A 15,764-nucleotide genomic window follows, 5' to 3' on the forward strand; every position below is an offset into this window, starting at 1 on the left:
ATGAAGACGCATGCAGTCGTTTCGCTGTTCGTGGTCACCCTGCTCGCAACCGCGTGCAGTCCGCAGGACCGGGCCACAGGGGTGCCATCCGCATCCGCGGCCGCAGCCGCGGCGCTGGATTTCCAGGACCAGCACACGCAGTGGGTCCGTGAACGCAGTGCGGACCTGAGCAAGCCGGATGGCTGGACCAGCCTGATCGGACTGCACTGGATCGAAGCAGGCAAGCGCAGCGTGGGTGGGGGCGAGGACAATGCGATCCGCCTGTCCATTGCGCCGGATCGACTGGGCGAGGTGGAGCAGCGCGCCGATGGCCTGTACTTCCAGGTCGCCGAAGGCGTACCCATTACGGTTGACGGCAAGCCGGTACAGGGCGAAGTCCGCCTGGATCCGGAAGGGACTGGCGGTGGAACCAAGCTGGCCTATGACGAAGGCAGGGGCCAGATCACCGCGATCAAGCGCGGTCAGCGCCTTGCCCTGCGCGTGCGCCATGCGGACGCGCAGGCACGGCGGGACTTCGCAGGCCTGGATTTCTTCCCCGCCGATGAAGCTTGGCGCGTGCAGGCGCGATTCGTTCCGCACCCGGCCGGCAGGACGCTTCCCATCGTCAACGTGCTCGGCGAGGTCGCCGACAATCCCAACCCGGGCTATGTGGTGTTCGAGAAAGATGGGCATGAGTGGCGGCTGGAAGCACTGGGCGATCCGGCCAAAGGCTTGAACCTGATGTTCCAGGACCAGACCACCGGCAGGCTCACCTACGGGGTGGGGCGCTACCTGCGCACCGACCCGGTTGCCGCGGACGGCACGGTGGTGGTGGACTTCAACCGCGCGCACAACCCGCCCTGCGCGTACACGGAGTTCGCCACGTGCCCGCTGCCCCCGCCGGAAAACCGCCTGGCGCTGCAGGATGGCAACGGCGAACGCACGCGGCTGGCGGTGCTGGCCGGGGAGAAGAAGTATGCAGGGGGCAACCACTGATCCTCCCCGACGATGCGGCAATGGCTGCCGGCTGAACAGCCCGTGCGGCGTTGACGCTACATCCACGGCTTTTCACAAGGGGTTCCCGGCACCGCGCAGACACTGGCGCTACGTCATGAAGCGAGGAGCCAACCATGAATCTCTCTACCCGAAACGTGCTGTGTGCAGCCGCCCTGATGGCATCGGTGTTCAGCGCCAGCGCCCAGACCTACGGGCCGAAGGATGAAGGGCGCCGCTTCAACGATGGCACCAAGGTGGTCTGCAAGAACGTCGAAGTGCAGCGCAACAGCCGTGACCCGAACCGCATTGCCGGTACCGCCACCGGTGCGGTGGTAGGTGGCCTGCTGGGCAACCAGGTGGGCGGCGGCAGCGGCAAGAAGATCGCCACCGTGGCGGGCGCCGTAGCCGGCGGCGCGGCCGGTCGCCAGATCCAGGGCAACTCGCAGAGCAAGAACGGCGACCGCGTGGTGGAGCGCCAGTGCTATCGCCGCTGACGCGGGAGTAATGTAGGTGTCAGCATCACAAAAAGGGCTGGCCAAGTGCCAGCCCTTTTCCATGTCCGCGTGTCACCGCTGACGGATGGAGGGAAACGAGCACGCAGGGGTCTTCACGCGCGCTGAACGCCGCAGGATGCATTTTTTCACCCGCAAATCGGGGGATTTGATCAAGGGCGGTATTCCCGTCGGCTGGCGCTACGCAAGTGCTGGCTGGGGCATACGCTCGTTGGGGAGTCCTTCCTATGCGCATTCTGCCTTGGTTGCTCTGCTGCGCTGCCCTGCTGGCGCTCCCATGCCTTGCATCCGCCGACTCAATGCCGCAAGGCTATCGGGAAGGCTGTGACCGAACGAACACGGCGAACTACAGCGGGTACATGTCGCCCGGATGGAATACCAGCTCGCCCAAGGCGATGATTTTCGCCTCGGACAGCCAGTATCCACGCACGCTGGACAACCCTCATGACCCAGCAGGCGCTGCGGCCGCCTTGCGCAAGGTGGTGGCCGACATCGCCGACTACCGGCGGCGCGTCAGCGGACCGGTGCCGCTGGTGGTGAATGGCGACATCACCGAGCACGCCCATGGCGACCAGCGCGCCTTCGTCCAAGGCCTGTTTCCGCAGCTCGCCGGCGGATCGGGAGAGGCCTTGATCCTGCCCGGCCTGGGCAACCACGACTACGGCAACAATGTCGATGATTGCGCCAACAACGGCTGCGCGCGCGACGCCATCTGCGATCACATTCACTGGGTGGACGAGATAGGGCCGGTAACCGAGGACTATCACTATGCCAAGCCCGTACATGAGGGCAGCTATTCGTACATGGTGTACGTGGGTTCGGTGGCACTGATCCAGTTGAATGACTCTCCCTTCTATGAGCGTGAGTTTGAATCCGGCACCGGTCTTCCCTTGGATCCCAAGATCAAGTTCAGGATCACCAGCTCGTTACGCTGGCTTGAAGGCGCGTTGCGCAAGGCCCGACAAGACAACAAGCATGTTTTCCTCAACCTGCACAAACGCAGCGCGTGGCCCAGCGGCGATACCGCGCGCTTCAAGCACCTCATCCAGTCCTATGGAGTACAGGCGGCGTTTGCCGGCCACTACCACAATGATCTGGGTTTCGCTCCTGGAACGTCGGGGAACTTTGGGTCGGTTCCCGTGTTCCAGAGCGGAGCCCTGTTCAATGAAACCTACCTGGTCGTGGAGATGGATTACGCCGGCGGGTTGTTCCTGGTGTACAGCATCCACTCCGGCCAAGGGCACGCGAACAAGCGGTTGGTCGGCGAGTACCCGCTGAAGGAGCCGCCTCCGCTGCCGTCAATCGACTTTTCCGACGCGGCACTGGTGCTCTATGAGGGGAATGATGCAACCCAGGAGGTGGTATGTAGACGATCGATTCCCTACAGCGCGTTCAACCTCGGCGGGAATTCGGGCTGCATCAACGACGAAGCGCGCTCGCTGCGCATTCTCAAGGCGAAGAAGGGGACCATGATCCGTCTATTCGGCGGGTATAACCACGTTCGCGGGGAAGGGTACGCTTTCATCTACATCACCAGCGACATCACGCTGCCGCAGACCGTCGGCCGTTTCGATACCTCTGCCTCCGGTAATGGTTGGCGGCTGGTGAAGTTCGGCGGCGATACGCTTGATGGAAAGGTATCAAGCATGTCCATGCTGCCGGATTTCAATGCCGGGAACAGCGAGATTACGCTGTTCGAGGGAAACAACCTGACCCAGCACTCCATCTGCACCAAGCCGATCGCGCACAATGTGCGATTCAACATGGGATCCGGTGACGGCGAGGGATGCATCAACGACGAGGCGCGATCGGGTGCATGGTTCAAGGTGAAGGCTGGCATGGAGGTCTGCTATTACGGTGCTTGGGGTCAAAGTCACAGCGAGGGTCACACTTGCATCAACGCCTACCGGGACCTGCCTTTGATCATCATCGGCTCGTTCGACCACAACTACACGGCACCCGATGGCAGTTACAGCATCCGCAGCTACGGGGACGTGGATGGAAAGATATCCAGCATGTGGGCGGAGAACCTGTTTCCCTATCCGCCAACCAATATCGTTCCGGGGTGCGGTCTGACCAGGACGACGCCCTTTAAATCCTATATCCGGGAGGGGTGGAACAGCCGCTCTCCGCGGTGGCTGGTGATCGCGAGCGACACGGAGTACGCCAGTACGCGGCAAGGCGGCGTTCACCCTCAAAACTGGAACCCCGGCGCCGCGTTCGACGATCCCGCGCTCGATGCCCTCCAGACGGTGTTCGCGGACATCGCAGCATTCCGGAAGTCGAAGGCCATTGATGGCCCAGTGCCGCTGGCCATCAACGGTGACAATACCGACGGCGGTCTGGACTTCGAGCGTTACTCCATGCAGCGACTGTACTCGGCACTGGCAGGAGCAAACGGTGAGCCACTCTTTCTTCCTGGGCTGGGTAACCGCGACTACAACGACAACGCAGGCAACTGCTTGGCGGAAGGTGAGAACTTCTGCGTGCGGGACAGCGTCTGCGATTCCCTGCAGTGGGTGAGCGAAATCAAGCCGATTACCCAGGACTACCACCATGGTGAACACGAGAACGACGGGTCGCTCAAGCTTCATGACGGGAGCTACTCCTACATGGTCTACATCGGCGATGTGGCCATGATCCAGCTGAATGAGTCACCGCTGTATGAGCGCGACATCCTGTCGTACTCCGGCGACCAGACGTATGCCACCCGATTCAAGGTGCGTAACGCCCTGCGTTGGCTGGAGGGTGCGCTGCGCGCGGCACGCCAGGCCGACAAGCGGATATTCCTCAACGTGCATCGGCGTGACGGGTGGCCGCAGGGAGACCTACCCCGCTTCAAGCGGCTTATCGAGTCTTATGGCGTACAGGCGGCGTTCGCCGGACATCGCCACAGCGAACTTGGGGCGGTGGATGCGGAAGCGACATTTGGCACAGTCAGGGTGTTCCAGAGTGGCGCACTCGCCAACCAGAGCTATCTCATCGTAGAAATGCTGTATGGCACGAAGACGTTCAACGTGTTCAAAGTCACCCCCGGTGCGGGCCATGCCAGGCGTGAGCTGGTGGGCCAGTACCCGTTGAATCCGGAGCCGACACTTCCTTCCGTCGATTTCACCGACAGCGAGATGGTGGGGTATGAGGGGAACGATGCGACCCAGGATGAGCTGTGCAGGGTTCCTATTCCGTTCTCGCCGTTCAATCTGCAGGGCGCCTATGGATGTGACAACGATGAAATCCGTTCGCTGCGCATCCTGAAGGCGCCGAAGGGTACAGCGATTACCCTGTATGGGGCGTGGGACCATCAGCCCTCCGAAGGGCATGCGACGATAACGGCTACCAGAGATATCTTGCTGCCGGTCACTGTGCGCGGGTTCGACAGAGACATCACTTCCCCGGATTTCACGGTAAGAAAGGTCGGGTCGACGCTGCTGGACGGAAAGGTCTCCAGTATTGCCATGGGCGACGAGGATGGCGACTACACCGAGCCCCGCGTGGTGTTCTACGAAGAAAACGACGGGTCAGGGAGCGTGGTGTGCGATGTCATCCTTCCCTTCGAGGCGTTCAACATGCCAGGTCCCCGGGGTTGCGAGAACGACGAGATACGTTCGATGCGGATCATGAAAGCGAAGAAGGGAACCATGATCCGCACCTTCGGCAACTGGGACCACCAAAGGGACCAGGGCTACAACTTCACAACCGTGCTCAAGGACATCGCTTCTCCCGTGCTGGTCGGCAGCTTCGACCGCAGCATTTCGACGGAAAGTGTGCGATCGAAAAAGTTCGGCTCCGATGTGCTCGACGGAAAGATATCCAGCATGGCCATGCATCTGGACAATTACATCGAGCTGTTCTCTTCCAACAACCAGTCCGACCTGGCATGCACCCATCAGGTCATGCATGACCTGAAGTTCAACATGGGTGAAGGCAAGGGCGCGGCGTGCCCCAACGACACGGCCAGGTCCGCCATCTGGCACCGCCCGCTTGCCGGGATGGAGGTCTGTTATTACGGGGCGCAGGGGCAGAGTCACAGCCTCGGCCACACCTGCATCCGCGTGCTCAAGGCCGGTGTGGGCGAAATCAGAATCGACAGCTTCGACACCGCGGTCACCGGACCTGACGGCGCGTACACCATCAAGGTGTACGGCGCCGCCATTGACGGAAGGGTGTCGAGCATGTGGGCGGAGGATATGACGCGGCGGCAGGTGCCGCACCCTGAGCAGCCGTGAAGGCTCAGCGCGTTGGCGGGTATCCCGCGATCGTCCGCGCTCCGGTGATGATCATGCGCAGCATCTGCGCGGTCTGTTCGATCATTTCCGGGTCGCGCTCGGGGGGCTGGTCCAGCGCGGTGCCGCCCATGGCGAACACCAGCCGGGTGATCGCCTTGGCCACCAGGTGCGGCTCGTGCAGCAGCGCGCCGTTGTCAGCATGCGCCAGCCGGATCAGGTCCACGCAGAGCTCTTCTTCGAAGTAGTTCAGTTCGCGCTCGACGGCCTGCTTGAAGGCATCCGAACCGGCGCTGCCTTCGCGCAGCAATACGTGCAGCAGGCGGTCGTCGGCGCGCAGCTGTTCAAAAAACGTTTCCACCGACAGGCGAATGACACTGCGATCCGACGATGCCGCGCGCTGCCGCGACTCACCAATGATGGTGCGCAGCGAACGGCCGGCCAGGTCGATCAGGGCCACCGTCAGTTCATCCATGTCGCGGAACTGACGATAGAAGGAATTCGGGGCGATCCCGGCTTCGCGGGCAACCTCGCGCAGACTCAGGGTCGACACGCTGCGGTGCGGGCCGATCAGGGTCAGGGCGGCGGCCAGCAGATCCTCACGTGAAATCGAGGCTTTGCGGGCCGGCAGGGCGTCGTCGTGGACGGTCAGGTGCGAATCGGGCGGGGTCATCCAGAGGCCAGACGGTCAAGTCCCTGAATCATAGCCGGTCTGGGCAATATACAACTGTATACACAGCTGTATGCTCGCCCGTATAGTGGCGGCATGAGCGCACTTCCTCGTCCTGCCGCCCGCCGTTCCTCCCTCTCGCCCCGCCACTGGGTGTCCGAGGAGCTTTTCGACTTCTGGGCCGGCCGGGTGCATCCGCTATGGACCCTGCGCCGGGCGCGGGCACGGCTGGTGTCCCGCAATGCGGCCAGCGCCGACGCGGTCACTCTGGTCCTGCGCCCGAACCGCCATTTCCGCGGGGTGTCCCCGGGCCAGCACGTGAACCTGGGCGTGGAAGTGGACGGCCGCCGGCTGTCGCGCAGCTACAGCCCGACCCTGCTGGATGACGGCTGCCTGGCGATCACCGTGAAAAAGGTCGCGGGCGGCAAGGTCAGCCAGCACCTGGCGCAGCATGCGCAGGTGGGCGAGGTGTTCGAGCTGGGCCAGGCTTTCGGTGAGATGACCCTGGCGGCGACGCCTGCGGCGCGGGTGCTGCTGCTCGCTGCGGGCAGCGGCATCACCCCGATGCGCGCGCTGGTACGCCAGATGGAGACCGCCGGCATGCCGGTGCAGGTGGACCTGGTGTACTGGGCGCAGCAGCGCGAGGCCGTGTGCTTTGCCGACGAGCTGGCCGATATCGCCGCCCGCCATCCCGGTTTCCGCGTGCACCTTGCGCTGACCCGCGATCAGACTGCGCCGGCCGCTCGCGTGGGCGACTACGATTTCAGCGCGCTGGGCGATCTTTCCAGCGCGCAGGTGATGGCCTGCGGACCGGGCGGTTTCGTCGAGGCCGCCAACACGCGGCTGCAGGGGCAGGTCGCCTCGCTGCAATCCGAAGCCTTCACCCCGCCGGTGCTGCCTGATGCAGAAACCGGCACGGTGCGCGTGGAGCTGCGCCGCAGTGGCCGCACCCTGGAACTGCCGCGCGGTACGTCGCTGCTGCAGGCGCTGGAAGCCGAAGGGCTGCGCCCGGCCAGCGGCTGCCGCATGGGCATCTGCAATACCTGTGTGTGCGGCAAGGCCAGTGGCGTGACCCGCCACACCCTGACCGGCGAGTACGCGGCCGAACCGGCCACGCAAGTGAAGCTGTGCGTGAACAGCGCCAGCACCGACCTGATCCTGGAGCTCTGAGCATGCTTGCCGTGCATAACCGCGTGTTGTCCGCCGCCGAACTCGACGCGTTCGGCAACGAACTGGACGCCCTGCGTGCCCGTCATCTGGCGACGCTGGGTGACGCCGATGCGCGCTACATCCGCCGCGTGGTCGCGGGCGTGCGCTGGACCGGCGTGGCCGGCCGCGCGCTGTTGTTCCTGGGCGCATTCGTGCACAGCGTGCTGATTCCGGCCTGGATTGCCGGCGTGGTGTTGCTGGCGCTGTCCAAGATCCTGGAAAACATGGAGCTGGCCCACAACGTCATCCATGGCCAGTACGACTGGATGGGCGACCCGCAGCTGCAGGGCAGCACCTACGAGTGGGACATCGTCGGCACCGCCGACAACTGGCGCAAGACCCACAACTTCCGCCACCACACCTACACCAACGTACGCGGGCTGGACGATGACATCGGCTACGGCCTGCTGCGGATCTTCCCCGAACAGCGCTGGCGCCCGTTCTACCTGACCCAGCCAGTGGTGGCGGTGGTGTTCGCGCTGCTGTTCGAATGGGGCATCGCCATCCAGGACCTGCGCCTGGGCCGTTGGTTTGCCGGCAAGATCACCTTCCGCCAGCTGCTGGCACAGGCGCGCCCGGTGGGGCGCAAGATGGGCAAGCAGATGTTCAAGGACTACCTGCTGTTCCCGGCGCTGGCCGGCCCGTTCTTCCTGCCGGTGCTGCTGGGCAACGTGGTGGCCAATGTGATCCGCAATGTGTGGACCTATGTGGTGATCTTCTGCGGGCATTTCACTGCCGATGCGGAGACCTTCCCGAAGGAATGCGTGCGCGATGAAAGCCGTGGCCACTGGTACCTGCGCCAGCTGCGCGGTTCGTCGAACATTGCCGGCGGCAAGGCGATGAACGTAATGACCGGCAACCTCAGCCACCAGATCGAGCACCATTTCTTCCCCGATGTGCCGGCCAACCGTTACGCCGCCATCGCGGTGGAGGTGAAGGAGATCTGCGCGCGTTATGGCCAGCACTACAACACCGGTTCGCTGCCGAAGCAGTTCGGCCAGGTGATGTGGCGGATCGTGCGCCACGCCTTCCCCAGCCGCCCGGTGCGGGTGAAGCCGCTGGTTACCGCCGAACAGGGCGCATGACGGCACACGTGCTGGAAGACGAATCGCCGGTCAGTCCTCCAGGCCCATCTTTCCTTCGGCCAGCGGCACCCGTGAGCCATCCAGCAGGCCACGGCTGACCGCACCGTCTTCGATGAACAGCAGTTCGCCGTTCTCCCCGTTCTTGATGCTGCTGTCGATGGCGATGATGCGACCGCCATGGAAGCTGCTCACGTGCGGCATCGAGGTATGCCCGACCACGATGCGCTTGAGCTCGAGGTCCTTGAGCAGGGCATCGACCTGGTCGGTAGCCATCTGCCCGTCAAAGTAGCCACGGAACCAGATCGGACTGGTCTTGCCGTCGAACAGGCGTGCCGTGTCCGGTGCGGCCTTGACCTGGTCTTTGGGCAGGCCGACCGAAGCCTGGTACAGGGTGTTGGTGGCGTCCAGCCCGCGTACCAGGTCCAGGTTCTGCGGCGCGATGCCGCCGTGCAGGAACAGCGTATCGCCGATCAGCAGCATCACCGGGCGGGTCCGCAGCCACTGGCCGATCACCGAGTCGGCGCTGTACAGTGCCGGGTAGCTGCGGCCCAGCAGCTGGGCGCTCTTGAGGTATTTGGGGTTCACGTAGCGCAGGTCGTCGTACAGCACCATGGTTTCATGGTTGCCCAGCACGAAGTGCACCGCGCCACCGGCCGCAGCGGCCTGCTGCTGCAGGCTGTACAGCAGCCAGAAGGCCTCGGTCACCTGCGGGCCACGATCAAATACATCGCCGGCCACCACCAGGGTGGCGGTGCCCAGTGACCAGTGGTCGTCGTCATCGATGACATGATGGGCGCGCAGCAGCTTCACCAGCAGGCCGTACTGACCGTGGATGTCTGACACCGCCACGATGCGCGGCGTGGCCGGGTACTGCGCGGTGCTGGCCCGCTGAGGCGCAGCCACCGTCAACGGATGCGGGTAGCCGCATTCGGGCAGCACCACGGTGCCGGCACCGCGCGCCGGCAGGTCACGCTCGACCACGTGGTCATTGCACACCCACTGCGCCTGGTGGCCCTTGCTGGTCATGAACACGTAGGGGCCGTCGGCATCCACATGTTCGGCCGGCGCGGGAACCTCCCGGGCGGCGGCAAGCAGGGGAACCAGGACAAGCCCCGCCAGGATCAGGCGGGCGGCGGCGGAACGGGCACGAAGCGGCATCGGAAACTTCCAGCGGAACGGGGCAGGCGGCGATACGCCGCCCACCCGATCCTAACCGCCGCCACACCCCTCAGCTATGCCCCATTGGTCAGCCCACCATGCGCAATGTGGCCGCGACGACCAACGGTCGTCGCCTACCGCGCCGCATGGAGCCATGCCCTGCGTGACTGCCCCTCAGAAACTGGCCCGCAGATTGAACAAGACCCGGCGCGGCTCGCCCCAGTAGCCCGAATTGAAGAACCCGACATTCCGGTAATACACCTTGTCGAACAGGTTGGTCACGGTCACCCCCACGCTCACGTTGTCGGTGATCCGGTACCGCCCCATCAGGTCGAACAGAACATACCCGCCCTGGCGCATCTTGCCGGTGGCGGTGATCGGGGCCCCGGCAACGGTGTAGCGCCCGGTCGGGATCGGCTGCATCTGGTAGATCTCGCTCTGCACTGTGAACCCACCGCCGACCATCCACCTGCCGTGGCGCCAGGTCGTGTTGAAGCGTGCCAGTTGCACGGGGCTGGTGCTGGCGAAGCGGCTGCCGTCCGGGTTGGTGCTGTAGGCGTAGGTGTAGCCGCCGGTCATGCTCCAGGTGTCGGTGATCGAACCGGACAGTTCGAATTCGGCGCCGTTGGTTTCGATACCCTTGCTGGCGATGTAGGGCACGCTGCCGTCGGGCAGCACGATGTCGGCGCCGGCCGGGTCGCGCGTGGCCACGTTGTCCTGCTTCATGTAGAAGCCGTTGAGCGAGCCGTACAGGCGGCCGCCGAAGAACTCGCCCTTGAAGCCATATTCGTAGTTGCTGCCGGTCACCGGATCCAGCAGCTGGTTGTTGATGTCGCGCAGCGCGGTGGCCTGGAACACATCGGAATAGCTGGCGAACGCGGAGATGTTCGCGCTGAGGTCGTAGATGGCACCCAGGTACGGGGTCGGCTCGTGCGCGGTGGTGCGCGCGCTGCGGCCGGTGAACACACCGTTGACGTCGAAATTGTCGGTGCTGCTCTTGTAGTCCGAATAGCGCACGCCGGCGATGACCTTGAGCGGGTCGATCGGGTTCAGGCGCACCGCGGCGTAGTAGCCGGTTTCAGTGGTGGTGGTGGTGTTGGAGGGAATGCCGTAGTTGAAGGTGGTCGGCTTGCCGATGTTGCCGTCCCAGCTGTAGATGCTGGGGAAGGCGGCCACGTTGTACGGGCGCGAGCTGATGCCGGCACGGATCGTGTCCAGGTCGCGGTCGTAATGGTTCACGCCCACCACCAGTTCGTGCTGGCGCCCGAACAGCTGGAACGGGCCCGATGCATACAGGTCGAAGGCATCTTCGCGGGTTTCGGACACCGAATAGGTATCGGCGATGCGCAGGCCCAGGCCGGTGACCGGGTCGGCCCAGTTGCCGGTATTGGAGCCGGCCAGCAGCAGGCTGTCGGTGTCGGTGTTGCGGCGGTTGTAGGCCAGGCGACCGCTCCAGCCGGCCCCGAACTGCTGCTCGAGGGTGAGGAAATAGTTGGTGCTTTCGCGGTTCCATTCGTTCCAGCGTGCTGCGGCGCTGTAGGAGCGCGGCATCTTCGCGGTGCTGCCATCGCGGAAGAACAGCGGCGAGGCGCTCCAGGCGCCGCCGTCGGATTCGGTCTTGAGGTAATCGATGCCGGCGCGCAGGCGGGTGCTGTCGGTGAGGTCGGCTTCGATCACGCCGTACAGGCTGGGCGATTTGTCATGCTGGAAACGCACCCAGCTTTCCTTGTCGGTGTAAGCGCCGACGAAGCGGCCGCGCACACGGCCGTTGGCGGTCAGCGGGCCGGAGACATCCACTTCGCCGCGCTGGTAGTCCCACGAGCCGGCGCTGAGGCTGGTACTGGCCTGGAAGGTGTCGGTCGGGCGCTTGCGCACCATGTTGACCGTGGCCGAGGGATTGCCCGAGCCGGTTACCAGGCCGCTGGCGCCGCGCACGATTTCAATGCGCTCGTAGATCGAGGTGTCGCTGAGGATCGAGTTGCCGCCGGCACCGGTGGTGTAGTTGGTCGGCACGCCATCGAACATGAAGTTGTTGATCGCAAAGCCACGCGCGTTGAACAGGGTGCGGTTGCTGTCATACGACTGCACGGTCACGCCCGGGGTCTGCTGCAGTACTTCGGCGATGGTGATGAGGTTGAAATCTTCGATGCGCTGGCGGGTGAACACCGTGAGCGACTGCGGGGTTTCGCGCAGGGTCAACGGCAGCTTGGTGGCGGTGTTGGTGCCATACACCTGGTAGCCCTCGGTGCGCTGGGTGACCATCACCTTGTCCAGCTCGGTGGTCTTCGGGGTGTCCCCGTCCGGCGTGGCGACGGATTGGGCCTGCGCCAGCAAGGGTGCCGTAGCGGCCAGCGCCAGACACAGGGCAAGGGTGTTCCGGCGCGGGGCGCCAGCGGTGCGGAAGCGGGACATGGGAAAGCCTCGGTAGCAGCGAAGATCAGGAATCGGGCGCGCGCGGTGCGGCGGAGCGTGGCGAGGGTCGCGCCGTGGGCGCGGTCCGGTAGCTGAGCCAGAGCAGGGGCAGGGCGGCACCGGCGGCGAGGATGCCGCAGCCGGCGATGACGCCGTAGGCAATGCCCCAGGCGCTGATGCTGCAGGCCACGGCGGCGCTCAGCGCGACCCAGCCGAGCAGCCGCAGCCGGCGGCGGCGCGCCGGCGCAGGGGCGGGACCGAAGACATCCCGATGGTGGCGTTCCATGGCCAGCGACAGGCACGAAAAGCCAAACAGCGACAGCAGCAGGGCAAGCGCGGTCATGCGCTGGGCCCGGTCGCGGTGGCCGCGCTGGCGCGTGGCGCACGCACACGACGCTGCGCCGGCACATGCCGGTTGACCTTGCGCGCGGCCCACAACAGGCCTGCACCGATCAGCAGCAGGCCGACATCGATGCCGCCCTTGGCCAGGTCGCCTGTGGCGAAGGCCGTGAACATGCCGCCGTGCCAGGCCGCCAGGTTGAACACCGGCAGCAGCACGGCGAGCACGCCTGCACAGGCGAGCTGTTCCACCCACGCGCGGCGCGGCAGGCGCAGCGTGGCATGCACCAGGCACACCGCCCACGCGGCGAAGAACACGCTGATTTCAGCCTTGGAGCGTTGCTCCAGTGCGGCCGGCAGCAGCCGGTTGCTCCACAGGAACGCGAGCATCGCCACCGGCAGGCCGGCCACGAAGCCGATGTTCAGGCGTTCCACGATGCGGAAACCCAGATGCGGGCGGGCGGGATCGGGCAGCTGTTCGCGCCGCTTCACCGTCCACAGCACCAGCCCGGTGGCCACCATCAGCGTGCCGGCCACGCCGGACAGGAAGAACAGCCAGCGCATCGCGGTGGGGGCGAAACGGCCGGCGTGCATGCCGATCATGCCGTCGCGGGTGTACACGGTGGCCGAGCGTCGCGGGGCCTCACCCAGCAGCGTGCCGCGGGCATCGAAGCGCAGCGGTTCGCCGCTGTCGGCAATGCGGTCGCCACTGTCGCGGCGCAGGGTGATGCGCATCGCCGCATCGCCGGGCTGGTCAACCACCACGGAGGCGGCATGGCCATCGCCCCACTGCCGCGCGGCCACCGGCAACAGGGCCGCCAGCGTCGGTGGCGTGGCGGCCTGGCCCAGCGGCTCGACCTTGGCCTCGCGCGGGAACAGCTCGGCGAAGAACGCATCGCGCCCGCCGAAGTTGGCATCCACCGCCCACGGCATGTACACGGTCATCAGCGTGATCAACCCGGTGTAGGTGATCATCAGGTGGAACGGCAGCGACAGCACCGCCAGGGCGTTGTGCCCGTCCAGCCAGCTGCGCTGGCCCTTGCCGCGGCGCAGGGTGAAGAAGTCGGCGAAGATCTTCTTGTGGGTGATCACGCCGCTGACGATGGCTACCAGCATGAACATGGTGCAGAAGCACACGAACCAGCGCGCCCAGATCACCGGCACGTAGTGCAGGTCGAAGTGCAGGCGGTAGAAGAAATCGCCGCCGCGCGTTTCGCGCGCCTGCACCGGGGTGCCGTTGGCATCCAGCGTGGCCTGCCACGGGTTGGGCTGGCCGCGTTTGGGTTCCGGTGCATCCTTGGGCTGCCAGCGCACTGCGGTGGCGTTGCTGCGGCTGCCGGGCAGTTCGATGGACCAGCGCGTGGCGTCTGGCGCGGTGCGCGCCAGGAAGGCCTGCGCCTGTTCCAGCGCGATCGCGGTAGTGGCCGGCAGGGTCAGTTCCGGCTGCATCCAGCGGGTCAGTTCCACCCGCCAGTAGCTGGCGGTGCCGGCGATGAAGATCAGGTACAGCACCCAGCCGACCACCAGGCCGGACCAGGTGTGCAGCACCGCCTGCGACTGGCGGAAGCCCTGGCTCATGCCGCGCTCCCGGCCAGCAGGGTGGACAGGGCCACGCCGACGGCGGCTGCCAGTGCCAGCCCCACCGCCGCACGTGCGACGCTGCGCGCCGCATAGGCCCAGATCGCCGCGAGGGTGTAGATCACGAACGAGGCCATGGTCGCGGCCAGTGCGGCGTCCGCCAGGCTGCCGGGCAGCAGGCGCGCCAGCGCGGCAGCCCAGGTGGCCGCAACCGCGTAGCCGCCGAGCAGGGCCAGCCCGCCGCGCGCCCAGAGCACGCCGTTGCCCGCCTTGCGCGGCGACGCGCGGCGCGGGGTGGCACCGGCCGGTACGGTCGGGGAGGAGGAGGGCGGTTGCGAACGGGACACGGCGGCGGGGAGCTGCAAAGCAATTGAGAATCAATAGTATTTGACGTCGGCGACCCTGTCGAATCCCTCTATCGAGGGATGCGCCGTGCCGAGCCTTGTGCTGCAGCGGTTTCCCGGCCCATCCCATGCCCAGGCCGCGCGTCCTGCAATGTTATAAACACCGTAATAGTCTCCCCGGCGGCTGCCGCAGTAGGCTTTGCCCATTGCACAGGAGCTGTTGCCATGGGTCACGACCACGATCACCTGCCGAGCGAGATCCGCCACGAGAAGCCGTTGTGGTGGGCGCTGGGGCTGACCACCACCTTCCTCATCGTCGAGGTGGTGGGCGCGTTCTGGACCAACAGCCTCGCGCTGTTGTCCGATGCGGCGCACATGGCCACCGACACGCTGGCACTGATGATCGCGCTGGTGGCGGTGCGGCTGAGCCGGCGCCCGCCGGATGCACGGCGCACCTACGGGTATGCGCGGCTGGAAGCGCTGGGCGCGATGATCAACGGCGGCATGCTGTTCGTGGTGGCCGCCTACATCCTGTGGGAGGCGGTGGCGCGGTTCCGCCAGCCGCAGGAAATCGCGTCGACCGGCATGTTGGTGATCGCGGCCTTCGGGCTGGTGATCAATCTGATTTCGATGCGTCTGCTGCGCGCGGGCAGCGGTGAGAGCCTCAACGTGAAGGGCGCCTACCTGGAAGTGTGGGCGGACATGCTGGGTTCGGTGGCGGTGATCATCGGCGCGCTGCTGATCCGCTGGACCGGGTGGAAGCCGATCGATCCGATCCTGGCGGTGCTGATCGGGCTGTGGGTGCTGCCGCGCACGTGGGTGCTGATGCGCGAGGCGATCAACGTGTTGTTGGAAGGCGTGCCCAAAGGCATCCAGGTGGAGGCGGTGCGCGCGCGGTTGTGCGCGCACGCGGGCGTGCAGGACGTGCACGATCTGCATGTGTGGGCGCTGGCCTCGAGCACGCCGGCGCTGACGGCGCATGTGGTGGTCGCCGAAGGGGTGGATGCGGACGGGCTGCGCCGCCGGCTGGGCACGGCGCTCCACGAGGAGTTCGGCATCGATCATGTGACGCTGCAGATCGAGGCGGACCATTGCGGGGATGATTGCGGCGATAGCACGCCGGCGGGGAAGGCGGGGCACGGCGATCATGACCATGACCATGCGGGGCACGCGCATGGGCGGACGCATGAGCCACGCCGCAGCGGCCCGGACGCGCAGGGCCATCACGGCCATCCACATCCCTGAACCGGCGGCTGCCG

General features: G+C 65.6%; 12 protein-coding genes. 6 read left to right on the forward strand and 6 right to left on the reverse strand.

Features of this window, described 5'->3' with window-relative positions; genetic code table 11:
• From ACQG3P_RS03530 to ACQG3P_RS03540, 3 genes are all read left to right on the forward strand, one after another.
• A complete protein-coding gene (locus ACQG3P_RS03530; RefSeq protein ID WP_426804212.1) occupies positions 1-975 on the forward strand; it encodes a DUF1684 domain-containing protein in 975 nt (324 codons plus the stop codon).
• 134 nt (positions 976-1,109) lie between these two features.
• A complete protein-coding gene (locus ACQG3P_RS03535) occupies positions 1,110-1,469 on the forward strand; it encodes a glycine zipper 2TM domain-containing protein (protein WP_068850298.1) in 360 nt (119 codons plus the stop codon).
• 245 nt (positions 1,470-1,714) lie between these two features.
• The gene (locus tag ACQG3P_RS03540; RefSeq protein ID WP_426804213.1) at positions 1,715-5,713 is read left to right on the forward strand and encodes a hypothetical protein; all 3,999 of its coding nucleotides are present in this window, start codon (positions 1,715-1,717) and stop codon (positions 5,711-5,713) included.
• A gap of 4 nt (positions 5,714-5,717) precedes the next feature.
• On the opposite strand, the gene fabR is transcribed toward ACQG3P_RS03540, so the two are convergent.
• The gene (fabR, locus tag ACQG3P_RS03545) at positions 5,718-6,383 is read right to left on the reverse strand and encodes an HTH-type transcriptional repressor FabR (RefSeq protein ID WP_068850302.1); all 666 of its coding nucleotides are present in this window, start codon (positions 6,381-6,383) and stop codon (positions 5,718-5,720) included.
• 93 nt (positions 6,384-6,476) lie between these two features.
• On the opposite strand from fabR, the gene ACQG3P_RS03550 reads away from it, so the two are divergent.
• Positions 6,477-7,550, forward strand: a complete 1,074-nt coding sequence (locus ACQG3P_RS03550) for a ferredoxin reductase (protein ID WP_426804214.1) — start codon at positions 6,477-6,479, stop codon at positions 7,548-7,550.
• Positions 7,551-7,552: 2 nt separating this feature from the next.
• Positions 7,553-8,674: a fatty acid desaturase family protein gene (locus ACQG3P_RS03555; RefSeq protein ID WP_426804215.1), complete on the forward strand. Its 1,122-nt coding sequence runs from the start codon at positions 7,553-7,555 to the stop codon at positions 8,672-8,674.
• Positions 8,675-8,704: 30 nt separating this feature from the next.
• On the opposite strand, the gene ACQG3P_RS03560 is transcribed toward ACQG3P_RS03555, so the two are convergent.
• The 5 genes from ACQG3P_RS03560 to ACQG3P_RS03580 all read right to left on the reverse strand — a co-directional run bounded on the left by ACQG3P_RS03560 (position 8,705) and on the right by ACQG3P_RS03580 (position 14,508).
• Positions 8,705-9,832, reverse strand: a complete 1,128-nt coding sequence (locus tag ACQG3P_RS03560) for a metallophosphoesterase (protein ID WP_426804216.1) — start codon at positions 9,830-9,832, stop codon at positions 8,705-8,707.
• Positions 9,833-10,006: 174 nt separating this feature from the next.
• The gene (locus ACQG3P_RS03565) at positions 10,007-12,244 is read right to left on the reverse strand and encodes a TonB-dependent siderophore receptor (RefSeq protein ID WP_426804217.1); all 2,238 of its coding nucleotides are present in this window, start codon (positions 12,242-12,244) and stop codon (positions 10,007-10,009) included.
• A 25-nt stretch (positions 12,245-12,269) separates the two neighbouring features.
• On the reverse strand, positions 12,270-12,587 hold the full coding sequence (locus ACQG3P_RS03570) for a DUF3325 domain-containing protein (protein ID WP_426804218.1): 318 nt from the start codon (positions 12,585-12,587) through the stop codon (positions 12,270-12,272).
• On the reverse strand, positions 12,584-14,161 hold the full coding sequence (locus ACQG3P_RS03575; RefSeq protein ID WP_426804219.1) for a PepSY-associated TM helix domain-containing protein: 1,578 nt from the start codon (positions 14,159-14,161) through the stop codon (positions 12,584-12,586). The genes ACQG3P_RS03570 and ACQG3P_RS03575 overlap by 4 nt, the downstream gene beginning before the upstream one ends.
• Positions 14,158-14,508, reverse strand: coding sequence for a hypothetical protein (locus tag ACQG3P_RS03580; protein WP_426804220.1), 351 nt, complete (start codon positions 14,506-14,508; stop codon positions 14,158-14,160). Before ACQG3P_RS03580 ends, ACQG3P_RS03575 begins: the two co-directional genes overlap by 4 nt.
• Positions 14,509-14,730: 222 nt before the next feature.
• On the opposite strand from ACQG3P_RS03580, the gene ACQG3P_RS03585 reads away from it, so the two are divergent.
• A complete protein-coding gene (locus ACQG3P_RS03585; protein ID WP_426804221.1) occupies positions 14,731-15,750 on the forward strand; it encodes a cation diffusion facilitator family transporter in 1,020 nt (339 codons plus the stop codon).
• Positions 15,751-15,764 lie beyond the last annotated feature (14 nt).

The organism is Stenotrophomonas sp. SrG (genome assembly GCF_050031795.1).
In the GTDB taxonomy this organism is placed as follows: domain Bacteria; phylum Pseudomonadota; class Gammaproteobacteria; order Xanthomonadales; family Xanthomonadaceae; genus Stenotrophomonas; species Stenotrophomonas rhizophila_A.